Source organism: Waterburya agarophytonicola KI4 (assembly GCF_020640915.1).
Taxonomy (GTDB): Bacteria; Cyanobacteriota; Cyanobacteriia; order Cyanobacteriales; family Xenococcaceae; genus Waterburya; species Waterburya agarophytonicola.
Genome location: NZ_JADWDC010000034.1, coordinates 476 through 14402, shown reverse-complemented (window position 1 = coordinate 14402; position 13927 = coordinate 476). Strand labels below are relative to the sequence as shown.

12 protein-coding genes are annotated in these 13927 nt (G+C 42.3%); 8 read left to right on the top strand and 4 right to left on the bottom strand.

What is annotated here, in order from left to right:
• Positions 1–61 precede the first annotated feature (61 nt).
• The gene (locus I4641_RS13730; RefSeq protein ID WP_229641105.1) at positions 62–1381 is read right to left on the bottom strand and encodes a type IV secretion system DNA-binding domain-containing protein; all 1320 of its coding nucleotides are present in this window, start codon (positions 1379–1381) and stop codon (positions 62–64) included.
• A 77-nt stretch (positions 1382–1458) separates the two neighbouring features.
• On the opposite strand from I4641_RS13730, the gene I4641_RS13725 reads away from it, so the two are divergent.
• The gene (locus tag I4641_RS13725) at positions 1459–1608 is read left to right on the top strand and encodes a hypothetical protein (RefSeq protein ID WP_229641104.1); all 150 of its coding nucleotides are present in this window, start codon (positions 1459–1461) and stop codon (positions 1606–1608) included.
• Positions 1609–1645: 37 nt separating this feature from the next.
• On the opposite strand, the gene I4641_RS13720 is transcribed toward I4641_RS13725, so the two are convergent.
• Positions 1646–2872, bottom strand: coding sequence for a MobA/MobL family protein (locus I4641_RS13720; protein ID WP_229641103.1), 1227 nt, complete (start codon positions 2870–2872; stop codon positions 1646–1648).
• Between the two features lie 351 nt (positions 2873–3223).
• On the opposite strand from I4641_RS13720, the gene traD reads away from it, so the two are divergent.
• Positions 3224–3556, top strand: coding sequence for a conjugal transfer protein TraD (gene traD / locus I4641_RS13715; RefSeq protein WP_229641102.1), 333 nt, complete (start codon positions 3224–3226; stop codon positions 3554–3556).
• 593 nt (positions 3557–4149) lie between these two features.
• Here the strand turns inward: traD and I4641_RS13710 are convergent.
• Entirely contained in the window at positions 4150–5055 is a 906-nt protein-coding gene (locus tag I4641_RS13710) for a replication initiator protein A (protein WP_229641101.1), read from the bottom strand.
• Between the two features lie 407 nt (positions 5056–5462).
• On the opposite strand from I4641_RS13710, the gene I4641_RS13705 reads away from it, so the two are divergent.
• From I4641_RS13705 to I4641_RS13695, 3 genes are all read left to right on the top strand, one after another.
• A complete protein-coding gene (locus I4641_RS13705; RefSeq protein WP_229641100.1) occupies positions 5463–6221 on the top strand; it encodes a ParA family protein in 759 nt (252 codons plus the stop codon).
• A complete protein-coding gene (locus I4641_RS13700) occupies positions 6211–6675 on the top strand; it encodes a hypothetical protein (protein WP_229641099.1) in 465 nt (154 codons plus the stop codon). Before I4641_RS13705 ends, I4641_RS13700 begins: the two co-directional genes overlap by 11 nt.
• A 167-nt stretch (positions 6676–6842) precedes the next feature.
• On the top strand, positions 6843–7451 hold the full coding sequence (locus tag I4641_RS13695; RefSeq protein ID WP_229641098.1) for a hypothetical protein: 609 nt from the start codon (positions 6843–6845) through the stop codon (positions 7449–7451).
• Between the two features lie 7 nt (positions 7452–7458).
• Here I4641_RS13695 and I4641_RS13690 read toward each other — a convergent pair whose 3' ends face one another.
• Positions 7459–10050 carry a two-partner secretion domain-containing protein gene (locus I4641_RS13690; protein ID WP_229641097.1) on the bottom strand — a complete coding sequence of 864 codons (2592 nt, stop codon included), beginning with the start codon at positions 10048–10050 and terminating at the stop codon, positions 7459–7461.
• Positions 10051–10445: 395 nt separating this feature from the next.
• Here I4641_RS13690 and I4641_RS13685 point away from each other — a divergent pair, with 395 nt between their 5' ends.
• The 3 genes from I4641_RS13685 to I4641_RS13675 form a co-directional block, all read left to right on the top strand.
• Positions 10446–11564, top strand: a complete 1119-nt coding sequence (locus tag I4641_RS13685; RefSeq protein WP_229641096.1) for a tyrosine-type recombinase/integrase — start codon at positions 10446–10448, stop codon at positions 11562–11564.
• The gene (locus tag I4641_RS13680; RefSeq protein WP_229641095.1) at positions 11530–13578 is read left to right on the top strand and encodes a tyrosine-type recombinase/integrase; all 2049 of its coding nucleotides are present in this window, start codon (positions 11530–11532) and stop codon (positions 13576–13578) included. Before I4641_RS13685 ends, I4641_RS13680 begins: the two co-directional genes overlap by 35 nt.
• Positions 13575–13927: DUF6262 family protein (locus I4641_RS13675; RefSeq protein WP_229641094.1), on the top strand; the 353-nt coding region annotated here is incomplete at its 3' end. The genes I4641_RS13680 and I4641_RS13675, both read left to right, overlap by 4 nt.

The window sequence follows — 13927 nt, the reverse complement described above, 5'->3', positions numbered from 1 at the left end:
AGTATTCAAAACCATAAAATTTGAGGGCTAATAGATGCGTTCTAGTAAAGAACCATATCTGTTAGCCCTTACCTATGTCTTGGAACTTATTACGCTCAACTAATTTGGGGTAATTGAACTTAAATTTAGCTGCATAGCCATCGTAGACCAAGTACCCTGTCAGTTTCGGTAGTATTTGAATCTCGTTTGGAATCACCAGATAGTCAGTCAGAAGATCTGTACGAGAAGATATGCTGTCCCTGCCATTACTCAACAGGCTAGAGCTAAACGTTTCTACGCTTTTACTCTTTTCTGGCTTGCCAAGGTTCTTGCTGCACCAATCTGCTGCATCGTACTCACTTGTGCGAAGAAATATCTTTGTAGTACTACAGCTGAGTATAGATTCGGCGGACTTCCCGTACAAAGATTGGAGCTGGGAACGACCCTGGAAGCCTAGACAAAATTGTACCCCATATTTCCTAGATTCATAGAGAGCCGTTTCTAGGCTAGAAAGCTTACCCAGAGCTGGCATTTCGTCCACGAAGACCCATGTTTTAAATTTTGATTCTGTTGTCTCCATTAGACAATTGAAAGCAGTGTCTAGCATCGCTGAGATAACTGGTTTTAGAGCCACTCGCTCTCTAGTCCCAGTGGTGGGGATAAAAACAAAGCCTTCTCTCGTTTTTGCCCAACTCCTCCAGGAGAATACTGGTCTGCCGTCACATGGCGGTAGTAAGCTTAGAGCGTCCGAAACAAGAGACAGCGTGGCGAGGACACCAGACCTCTGTGCTGCTGCACCTTCAGAGATTAGAGGCTCTAAGGCAGTTCCTTCTACCATCTCTGTCAAAAGCTCTCCATCTGCTATCCATTTGACCAGATCAGAAGTTGAGAGTTTCTGCCGTTTGAGTTCCATCAGTAAAAAGCCCAAAAGCTTCCTGGGGGCTATTTCCCAAAACTCAGGCTTTCCGTCCACCCGATCTGGAATGAAAGACTTAGCTAGTGCCTGGGCATCTGCGCTGCAAGTTATTTCATCCGTAATGCTCCAGTATGGGGCATCCTTAGCAAATGGATGAAGCAAAATATCAGTATCGGGGTTTCCCCAGTACTTCCAGTATTCGCCCGAAGGATCGTAGAGGATTCCAGAATCATCAGTTTCTTCTCGTATCTGGCGTAGTATAGTGTGTTGCAAGGCACTCTTGCCCGTGCCTGTATCTCCGATGATCGAGACGTGGCTACTATGATCGCTAGCTCTAATTTTCATTAGCCCAGGTTCTTTGCTTGATGAACTTCCAAACCCTAGAGAATCAGAAACATAGGGAATACCAATACCGTCTCCTTTTACTAGTTTCGAGAATTTTTTGGGAGTGACTAGTTGAGTTCCTTTGGTAACGTTATTTTCCAAAGAGCGAGCTTTATAGTGCTGCAATCCCCCAAATATCAAACAGGTTAGACCTGCAAATCTCCCCCCAAGTTGGGTCGATGGCTCAAATGATGAGACACCAAAGTGCCATAGCAGGGCTATCAATACTGTGGCAGCCACCGCGACAAGTAACAGATGCAGTGACTTTTTGGTTTGGTAGAACATCTTGCTTACAGCCTAGTGGTAACTCACGCGGAAGTATTCGGTAACGTGGCTGTTATGGCAGGGTCTTTTAAGTAATCTACCTCAAGTAAATGGTGCAGATGGTGGAGGATCTCGCTGGAGCTGAATTTGATTGGACAATTCAAGTCTTTTTAGTTGTTGCTTTGCTTCTTTTACTTTCTGTAAGAAACCAGGGCGATCGCATAGCGATTTTTCATCCGCTAATGGCTTACCCTTCTTTATCGCAATCGGTATCTCGCCCAAAAGTCTTAGATTCTTCTCAAATTTCTTAGTTGTAGCTAACTGTTGGTTGAGCGTAGAAAATCGTTTTTCCACTTCCGCTCGCTTCTGATTAACCTTTTGGTCTGATGACTTTTGATACACTCCACCATCAGCTGTATGAAGTAGCCCCAGTTTGTATCTTTGAGACTCGATTTCTCGCAGTTTCTCATAGAGATCTAATTTCCTACTTCTTACCTCAGACTTAATTTCATTGGCTGGGATAAATAACGAGGAATCCCGAACTACAGTCTTAGCTAAATCACGAATCGTACTATCAATTTCCTTCTGTATCCCACCTAAAGAAGCCTCCATATTGCGGACTTCTCGCAGAGCCTTCACTAATCGAGTGTTGTTGTTCTCCCTACCCTGCCTGAGCATAGCGGATTGCCTCACGCCTAACTTTGGCTCTGGTACTCTGTCGATTCCCTGGTCTTTCAGAGACTTCATCGAAATCGCTGCTTCTTTACTTATCCCAGCTTGCTCTAGTGCTAGATTGTGGGCTTTCTCCCAAGACTGTCTTAGTTCAACCACCTTCTGTTTTCGCTTCCAGTCTACGTCTTTGGCAGCTCCACCAAGTTCGGGATTTTTCCTATTTGCTCGTTTGAAGAACTGTTTTGGCTCGCGCTCAACACCATCTAAGGTGCGATCGCTAAACATGATGTGGGCATGAGCGTTGGGCTTACCATCAAGAGCCAGAGGAGAATGAACGGCAATTGTGTAGGGATGAGACTTGCCGAGTTCTGATTCTGCCCACTTAGTAATCAGTTTTAACTGACTCTCCTGGGATAGTTCGCGGGGCAAAGCCACCACAATTTCTCGGTATAGTCTGGCATTGGCTCGCTCATAAAGATCTGCTGCCTGATAAAAATCTATTGGATTATTGCCCCAGGCTGGATAGTTCTGATGGCTAACAAATACCAGATCGTCTTTGGCATTAGCTTGTAACCGACAGATGTACTTGAAGTGATCTTTTGCCGAGCTACCCGTCTGCCGAGAGCCGTATTTTACGCAGAGGTGGGGTACTGCCATGTCAAAACTTCGCTTCGTGGTTTTCTCTTCGGGGCTTGCCCCTCTTCAGCGATTCGTATCTGAGACTTTGCGTAGCACAGTTGAAAGATACGTGTAATCGCGCCTCGCCATCGATTTTCATCTGTGGCTGCGGAAAAACTTCAGTCCAGAATCATACAGCAAACCGTATCCACATCAAGAAGTGTTTACGGTAAAAAGTAAAAACCCCATGCTGGTTATCTGTAAAAAGGTAAAAACACTAACCCACTTTGCTGTGTTTAGGTATTGATGCCTTCCCTGCGGGAAATCCCTCAATAACCCTCTATGAAGCGGAATTACTGCTGTGAATTTACCCTGTAAAATGCTACTTTTATGACAGATCCAGCCGAAAAATTGAGGGCAGAATTAGAACGCCTTGAGCAGAAAAAGAAGAAAGTTCAAACAGATCTGCTCCAGGCGAAAGCCAAGCTCAAAGAACGAGAAAGGAAAAACAGAACTCGTCGCCTGATCGAGCTGGGTGGATTGGTGGAAATCGCTGGACTGTCGGACGTAAACCGAGGCGCACTGCTGGGGGCAATGCTGGAAATCTCCCCCATCCTCGACGACCAGACCACCTACCAAAATCTCAAGCACAAGGGCGAAGTCATTCTTCACGAGCGATCGCGTCGCAAGCACACCCTCAGACCCCCAGCTCAAGGCGATTAGCATTTCTACCGAACTCCCCAGACCTTCTCTAAGAGTCGGTTTTTCTTTACCTATAGTCTTGGTAGGGTGAGGCTATAAAGTCCTCCTAGAATAGATTCTGAGGGATTTGAGGGGATGTTTGAGTCTCTTTCTCACTGTAAATTGACAAACCAAGAGGGTAAACCTTTGGTAAAACACTGTTTCCACTTACTTTTAGAGCAATGCTAGGCTCGGTTGCCCTCGACGGTTGGCGCGTAGCGACCGAACCCTGACAAACACCTGAAAAACCACCGCAAATATAAAACGTGGTTTTTATCTCAATGCACGAACCTATAGTATTAATTTATAAATATTTAAAGATATTTACGGGTTTTGGCTGGGTGGTATAACCATTTGTTTTTATTGGCTTTTAGTGACGTTCTGGTGAATATTTTCGGAGATGATGACAGCAATCGTCGGAGATGACGACAGTAATCGTCGGAGATGGCGACAGTACCCATCGGAGATGATGACAGTAGCAAGAACCAAAAATCGGAGATGATGACAGTAGTAAAGCCAAAAAGTCGGAGATGATATCAGTACCTATCGGAGATGATGACAGTAGTAAAACAGAATTATGTTTGATTTTTGGCTGAATCGAGAGACTTAATTTCTACCGAAGATTGAAAAACCACCACCTCATCTTTGTTGTCGGCTGACTTACGAAACTCCACACTGTAGGGCAGGTTTGTCTTCTTTACCGCTCGCTTAAACTCGTACTTAGAACGCCTCTTTTCGTAGCAAAGGCTCATCAGCTTAGTTAAACGAACTTCCCATTTGGGCTTTTTCCCCATATGACATCGAGCGACCTCAATCAGCCTGATTTGCAAAGGATTATTGCTCACCAGAACCTCACCAGGAATAGTCAGCACCGACTCATCTCTCTGAAGATGTTGGCGGAAATTCTTGTTGAATATCATTACGATTTTGTCGATTTTACCCGACCCATCACGAGTATAGTTGAACTCCATCAGAGTACCTGTAAACTCCTGATTTTTATCAAAAATATTACCCGATATGTTAATGCCCCCAAGAACTTTGAGGCTTTGCTCTAAATTGCGGTAGTTTGTCCCTGTAACGGTTTTTCCTAAGTCTTTCAGGAGCTTATAGCGAGTAGTAGAGATTTCCTCTGGAACTACCCCAGTTTCAGTCCTAACCTGCCTGGCTACTGAGATTGCCCACCTGATAATGTTGGCATCAGCCTGATTGGGGATGCCGTAGCTGCCCTTTACTTCTACAGATACCGAGCCATCCGATGAATAGTAGAGGATTGGCTCTTCCTGCTGCTGCTGGCTGCCGTAGCGGGTGGAGAAAACTGGATATCTCATAAGGGCATGAGAATTCAAAACAGATACCAAATCAAACTGCTGCGTTCCTCGCTCGTTGGCACGCTGGAGCTGCTGCTGTTCTCGCCGTGCCTGGGCTGATTTGGCTTCTTCTGCTAATTCCTCAAGAGTCTTGATTGCGGTCTTATGCTTCATACCTTCCAGCTCATTCTCCCAAGTTGGTGAGTGCAGTCTAACCCAGCCAGGACTTGAGAACTAGGCAAGGGTGGAGTATTTGAGGTAAACACAGCAAAACTGCACTACAGCAAACCCTAGAACCTGCAATACCTTGATACTCTACGAAGTAAAAACATTAATACTGCAAAACAGTGAGATGTTTTTACACTTAAACAGCAACACAGCAAAACCTTAAGCTGTTTATACATTAAAACAGTAAAAAGTATAGTAACTAAAACCTTAAACTGTGTTGACGGTTTTACGTATCTACACTAAAACAGCATAAAGTAAATAACGAATCGAGTCCTTTTGGCGTACTGCCGTATTTACAGCAATACACTTTGCTGTATTTGGTAACGCTGCTCGATAAAAGCGGATAGAGAAAGATGGAATCTCAAATTTATGCGATCGCACAACAAAAAGGAGGGGTAGGGAAGACTACTACCACTATTAATCTTTGCGCTGCCTTGGCAGAGGATGGCAAGAAGGTACTAGCAGTAGACCTCGACCCCCAAGGGGCTTTAAGCGACGGGCTGGGAGTACCTCCAGAAGAGTTGGATATTACCGTCTACAACGCCCTCTGTGATTCGGAGCTGCCTATGGCTTCGGTCATCGTGGAGTTGGAAAACTATCATCTACTTCCTGCCAATATAGATCTCTCTGCTGCGGAGATTCAGTTACTCAACGAACCAGGGCGGGATTCAATTCTCAAAGAGAGGTTGTCTGAAGTAAAAGATAATTACGACTACATTTTAATTGACTGTCCGCCTTCGTTGGGACTGTTGACCTTAAATGCCTTAGTCGCAGCCGAAAAAGTAATCATTCCCGTTCAGACCTCTTATTTTTCACTGCGGGGCATGGATCAACTATTAGAGACGGTTAAGAAAGTTCGCAGTCGGCTTAATAAAGCCCTGACTATCAAGGGCATCTTACCCACGATGTTCAATAGACAAACCAATCACTCGCAGCTCTCGTTGCAAAATATCAAAGAGAATTATCAAGAATTAGTTTTCGATACGGTAATTCCCTACACGGTAAAACTCCAAGACAGCGTACTTTCCTCTCAAGGTATCACCCAATATCAACCCCAATCTGAAGCAGCAAAGGCTTATCGTAGTTTAGTAAAAGAGATCTATGGCAACTAATAATAAGAACAAACTGGAAAATACATTCGCTAGCAAACGCAGCAAGTCTAGTTCTGCCGAATCAGCCCGTAGAGTAAGCATTCCAACCAAAGGTGCAGAGGCTTTTTTTGATACAGCCGACAATACAGCCAAGCAGGTAGAAGCAGAGAATACCGACGATCAAAAAGTTGAGCCTAAGCCTACGCCAGAGATCGCACCAAAGAAGCAAACTAAGACCACTGCTGCATCTAGTAAAAAGAAAAAGACGGCAGCAGCAAAAACCAAGTCCGCACCCGCTGAAGAGAAAAAGGAGGGGGGAGAGTTAATTAAGACGAGTATCTATATTGAAGAAGAAAACTTCTTGGATCTCGAAGAGCTTCAGCTTAAACTCAAGCGCAAAGAAAAGCGTAGAGTGACGAAAAACGAGCTGTTCAATAAAGCAATTGGGCTATTAATAAAGCATTACAGCGATTAACACCTTTTACTGTTTATTCAGCAACACAGCAAAGTGTAAAACCCTTAATACATTTTGCTGTGTTTACATCAATGCCGACCGCACTCTCATTAAAAAAAGCTGAGTTAACCGCCTTAGAAGAAGGTTAGGGCGTAGCCTAGATTAAAAACTTCTAGGCAGCAACCAGCGTGTTTAACCTCCCCCCTGAAATCTCCTACCAGCAAGAGCCAGTACCCAACGGATTTGCTTTTAATTTCCGTCATGCCAAACTCGGCGATTTAGGACGTATCCTGCTTCAAGAGCGACCCGATGGGCAAACCCAAATTCTTTCTGAAATAGTTGGCGACCCCGAAGATCCGATGACAGCCAAGCGGGGCGACATTTTCAAACCCATTAGCGAAGCAATTACCAGTCAATTAGATGCAGCCTTGGGAGGCAGCGCAGAGATACTAGGGGAGAAAGATCCTTCTGGTGCGGTCAAACCACCAACATCAATCGAAAAGATTGCCAGCAAACTAATTCCCTGTCTCAAATGCGGTCAACCCGCAGCACTGTTGATATTTGCCGACTACGCCCAAGATATCGGGGGGCTGGAGGACTACGCTAGACTAATGTATCCCCAGATTATCGAGCTTGATGTTCCCACTTGGGTAATTGCTCCCCCAGAAGGGCAGGGGAGGGATGCAGCAGCTAATATCCTCAAAGTCCACCCCAAACGCGAACCCATTTGTCAGCTGACTCCCGATGAATTCAATCAGAAGCTAGACAAGATAACGGCTTCACACTGTCGCAGATAACCTATACTCAACCACAGTTTCTCTTTTCAGGAATGCGTTCGCCTGAATTGTTGGTGCGATATGCCGTTAAGATTACCTCTCCAGACTCAGTTACCTTGACTCCTCTAGCTGGCTGGATTTTGCCTTGGGCTGTTTCTATGGGTGTAGATGTGGTTGAAGTTGGATTGTTTTCGCCGTTGACTGTGACGTTGAGCGAATTTAATGGCAATCCTGGTTCGGGAAGAATTCCTCCTTTGCCGTTGATAGTAAAACCGTTTTTCGCTGCTATTTCTCTATTAGCCTCACAAGCTTGTTGACTTGTCTGTTCTGGGAGATCGATGTTTTGAGGTAATTCTGTTACGCCTTGGAGAGGATCGACAACATTAATAATGTTGATAGAAATATTTCCACCAATACCTTCATTAGAACTAGCATCTATATCATTAGAGTTATTTTCTATAAAATTATTGTTGCTATCAATAGCAGTTCCAACTTCTAATCCAAATGTTTGCTCGGCATTGAGGATGATCTGTCCTGCATTTCCAACATCAGCATTTGCGACAAGATCGCTACCCGTTCCAGCACTAGGAAAAGCAACAACAAATCTTGAGTCTATAAATAAACTTCCTCCACCAGCTTCTTGAAATGCCTGAACAGAAATTACACTGTTATTTCTTAGAATGATATCTTCAGAAGTCTCCAAACTGACATTGCCACCGAAGATACTTGCATTAGATGCAGCAGTAATATCGCCATTATCAAGTGTTATGTTGTTTGCTTCAATTCCTATATTACCGACATTTCCTAAGCCTGGTTCAAGTTCGCCAGTAGTCTGGAAATTCCCTACACTTATTGTTCCTAAATCTTGAACAACCAAGTTATCAGTTGATATTGAAATATCACCTCCATCTCCAGTACCTCCACCAATAGCACTAGCGAAAATACCACCTAAGAATCCACGTTCTAACAAACTTCCACTTACTTGTATTGATTCTGATGCTTCAATATTTATATTTCCAGCATTTCCATCTCCAAAAGTTATTGACTGTAATTCCGCACCACCTTCAATAATTAATTCTCTGATTTCGAGATTAATATCACCCGCATCGCCACTACCAAAATTACTTACGGATATTTGGGAATCTTCACCGCTAATACTCAAACGAGATGTATTGACAAATAAATCACCACTTCTACCTGTACTATTATTTGCGCCTTGCAAAGCAAATATACCATTGATCAAGCCATCAGCTTGTTCGTCTCTAATTTCAACAAAATCAGTAGCAATTACGAGCGTATTTCCCGCATCTCCATCGTTAAAAGCACCAAAAGTGCCTGTTCCTACTTGAGAATTCTCATTAATGGTTAAGCTCTTAGCTTCGATGCTTACATTTCCTGCATTTCCAGTTGCACCCTCCTCAACTAAGGAAATTATTAGAGAAAAAGATGAAGTGTCTGATAAATTGCTAAAATTGCTCAAGATCACAAAATCAGAAGCTTTAATATCAATATTTCCAGCGTTTGCTTCTCCTTCTGTCTGAGTTCCGATTTGAGCGATATCAGTTAATACTAATGAAGATGTATTTATTTGAATATCGCCACCATCACCTGTTGCTTCGGGAGATGCAAATGCAAATATACCTGTAAAAAGTGGATCTGATTCTGAACTAAGACCTAATAATTCTGTGGAGTTTGAGGCATTGATTTCTATTTGTCCTCCTGGTAAAGAGCCTAAAGTATTAGCTTCAATTACAGAACCTTCTGCCAAAGTAATGTTTTTACCTTGGACTCTAACATTTCCCGCACCTAAACCACTTACATCTATAGTTGCTGCACCAGTAAATCTTAAATCGCGAAAATTTGTTGTATCCTCATAATTCAAACTAAAATCGCTGTTTGTGGGGTTCAAACTAACTTGTTCATTACCTTCCACGCTACCTAACTCGATGTTTCCACCTGCGGTTTTGATAACTCCTCCTTCAAGAGTTACATTCCCACCAACTAATGCGAAGGTTTTATCTGAATTTACTCGAAGTGCATCTTCGTTATCGATCAAGTCATTTGTAGTTCGTATACCTTGACCATTCCCCCTAACAGTAATATCCCCAGGATCACTTCTAAAACCCAAACCAATAGGCGCATTGACAGTTAACAAAGGAGGATTTTCTAAATCTGCTGCGCTAAACTCTCCATCCTCAAACAAAACACTACTGGCTGTACTGCCATAAAACGAACCGCCAATATCTAATCTGGCATTCTCCCCAAAGATAATTCCTGCTGGATTGATTAGAAACAAGCTCGCACCAGCATTTGCTCGAATTGCACCATCAATATTGGAAATATTACCGCCTGTAACTCGACTGAAGATGTTAGAAATGTCATTGGCATTATTGAAAAACGCCTCATTCCCAGTACCAACCGAGAAGTCTTGAAAGCTATGAAATAGATTGCTTCCTCTAGTTTCCCCTCCCGTTATTACTGCACTATTACCATCTTGATTGATTTGAGTATTAACTGTACCGTCAGGGGTAACTTGGGCGTGGGTAATACTACTTGAAGCGTAAAGACAACCGACAGTGCAAAGACTAATCTGCAAAGGAAAGAAGAGAGCTTTTTTCATGGTGTATGTGAAATAGAAAAGCTTAGAGATACATCTAAAGCACATACTACAGCTTCATACACTACAGATATGACAAATGCTTTACAAAACTAATAGGGGAATAAAAGAAGAAGATTGATACTGATAACCTGTCAATCTTCTCAATGGTATGTATATCCTTAATAGCTGATATTAAGCAGCCCGAACCTGTTGGACAATAATGGGCGCGACTGTTTCAGGATTGGCTCTTAATTTCTTTCCAATCTGACCAACCAAAAATGCTTTAGGCTGTTTTCTTATGTGAACCAAACAAATAACTATCTACAACAACAACAACAACGATACAAATCAAACCTCAAAACCAATCGTTGTGCAAAGATCTAATATAATATTAAACAACATCTATGACGTAGATAATGAAAGTCCAAAGAGGACTGTCACCAGACAATAAAACTGTGTGGCTAGTACTAGATGACAACTACCTCCCAATTCAAGCTATCTCCAAGTATCTTCAATATCTTGATAGCCTTAATCGCTCGCCCAATACAATTCAGGGATATGCTCGCAATCTCAAACTCTACTGGGAATTCCTAAAAGACAATCACTTAGATTGGCAACAAATAACCATCGAAAACCTTGCCGAATTCATTTACTGGTTAAAGATTCCCACTTCAGATATTACATCTGACCTTGAACTCGAATCAAAAAGGTCAGCTAAAACAATCAATCACATATTGACTACTGTCTGTATGTTCTATGAATTTCACGAACGGATTGGAACAACTACAGGAATCAACGCTTACCGTAACCAATTTCAACCTGGACGTAACTATAAACCCTTTCTTCACGGCATAGCCAAAAGCAAGGAAACCAAGACCAAAATTCTCAAGCTTAAAGAACCCAAAACCTTTTCAGGCTGTCTGATCCAAGATGAAATAAGACAACTCATTGATGGGTGTAACCGCATCAGAGATAAATTTCTACTTTGTCTACTTCATGCCACAGGAATGAGGATAGGAGAGGTACTCGGATTACGCCATGAAGATATCCATTCTCAAGGCATCAATGAGATTCATGTAACCAATCGAAGCGATAACTTCAACAATGCTAGAGCGAAAACAGGAGAGCGTGTCATTCACGTTTCTAAAGAACTAATGCGTCTCTATTCCGACTATCTAATTGAAGAGTACCCAGACGATCTAGATTCTGACTACGTATTCGTCAACTGTTGGTCAGAACCCATCGGCATTCCCATGAGCCAGGGCAATGTCAATGGACTGTTCAAGCGATTAAAGAGGAAAACAGGCATCAAAGCCACTCCCCATCTTTTCAGACATACCCATGCCACCGAGTTAATCAGAGCAGGTTGGGATATGTCCTACATTCAGAAACGATTAGGACACGCCAACATTCAAACCACAATCAATACCTACGTTCATTTGACTGAAGACGATTTGGCTCAAGAATACCAAAAATATTTACAGCAACGAGAACATAGCGATGTCACCAACATCTCAAAAACCAAAACTATTTAACCCCAAGTCCCTCAAAGCAGCCAGAGAAGAAATCAAACAATTAACCCTTCAACCAGATAGACTTCCCAACGCCGAATTAATAGCTCAAATAGAAGCAGCAAACTTTCAAGGGATTTGCTACCACTGTGGTAGTCGTAATATTGTTCCAAGTAAGTTAGATAAAAAAGGACGCAAACGACAAAAATGCCAAGATTGCCAACGGTACTTTACTGGAGAACTAACCAAACAAATCTATGACCGACTGCGAAATGTTCAGCAGGTAGTTGAGATTCAACAAGCTGAAAATCCTCATCAGGAATTAATGAATACGTTAGCAGCAGCTAACTTCAAAGATATCTGTTACTACTGTGGCAGTCGTGAATTCTCCCTGATCAAACGAAAATCAAGCCCCATACCAAGAGGGAAATGCCATGTATGTAAGCGTTCTTTTACAGAAGGTAAAGCCCAAGATATTTACGAACGTCTACAACAACTCGAACCTTGTCCTCGATGTGGAGGATCTAACTGCATTAAATTTGGTCATTCTGCTGATACGGGAAGACAGATTTATAAGTGCAAAGATTGCCACCGAAATTTTGTTGAGGGTGTTAATGACCCCAATCAAAGAAATAATCGTCACTACCGAATTCCTCTATCTGATGATGTTTGGTTAGCTACCTCTTTAGGATTACGGGTTGATGGGCATCAATCAAATACCAAGTTGATTTTTACCAATATCAAACAAGATTGGTTAAAGGAAGCTGTGAAAAAGTACATTCGCTATATAGCGACAACTAAGCAGTATTCAACAATTCTCAGTGAGATAGGAATATTTAATTGGCTATCCAAATTTTTAGCAGACCAATATCCCAAGGTAGGATTCGAGACTCTAAATCGTTCTGTCATTTTAGATTCAATGGCTGAAATGAATCAACGAGGTTATTCAACACACCGTAAAATAAAAATATTATCCACCATCAATAAATTCTTTGAGTGTGGCGCAACCAATAATTGGTTTTCAGTACAACCTTATCTGATTCTTAAAGAAGATTACCCTAAAGACGTTAGACATCAACCGCGCTTCATTCCTGAAGAAGTAATTCAGCAACTCAATCAGAATTTAGATGCTCTTCCTGCACCAGTTATGCGAATGGTACTAGTAATTCAGGAATGTGGTCTGCGGGTAGGAGAACTGCTTCAGTTGAGATTTGATTGTTTAAAACAGGATGCTCAAAGTGGTTGGTTTCTCCAATTCATGCGTTGGAAACTACTGCGAGAAGATACCATTCCCATTTCAGCGGAATTAGCTGCTGTAATTATGGAACAACAGAAGTTTATCCGCGACCAGCTAGGAGATGAATTTGAGTATTTGTTTGCTGCCAGAACCAAAGGTAGGAATTTTCTGTGGTCAACTGAATTTTTTCCCGCTCCGAAAGTGATGGCTATGGGAACTTTCATAAAATACATCAAACAATTAGCGGAAAAATTCGAGATTAAAGACGCTAATGGTAAGCTCTGGAACTTTCAAAGTCACCAATTTCGCCACACTGTCGGTACTCGCATGATTAACAATGGTGTCCCACAGCACATTGTTCAGCGTTATCTAGGACATCTCTGTCCCAAAATGACCTCTGTTTATGCCCACATCTACGACCAAACTCTAAAAAAAGAAATAGAGCAGTTTCACGCTAAAGTTGTCAATATCGCAGGGGAAGTCATTCAATCTAATAATCCTGAGCTTGATGAAGACCTAGACCTACAGTGGTTAAAACGCAAAATCTTAGGTGAAGTTCTTCCCAATGGCTATTGTGGATTACCCGTGACTCAAACTTGTTCTAAAGGCAACGCCTGCTTGACTTGTGGCGATTTTCGTACCACGCAGGAGTTTTTAGAACAACACCAAGAACATAGAGAACGTATTTTAAGGGTAATAGATAAAGCCCAGGCTAATAATTGGCAGCGTCAACTCCAGGTCAACTCTGACATCCTCCAGAATTTAGACAAGATAATTAAGACACTGGAGGAAGATAAATGAGCGGTAGAGAAAAGCGAATAGCAAAACTTAACGCTGTTCAAGAACAAAGAAAACAAAATTGTCTTGTTAGAACCGAAAAAGCGATCGCTGAAGTCAAGAAAAAAGGACAGCGACTTTCTTTTGCCAACATTGCCAGGGCAGCAGACGTGAGCGTGAGCTATCTTTATAAGTATCCAGAGATTAAACAGCGCATTCAAGACTTGAGACGAGAACAAGAACGAAATGGGAAACCAGCTACTCCACAACCTCGTTCTGATAAGTCCAGCCAGGTAATTATTAATCAACTCAAAGAAAGGATTAAAAAACTACAAACAGAAAGAGATAGTCTACGTCGTATTAATGAAAGATT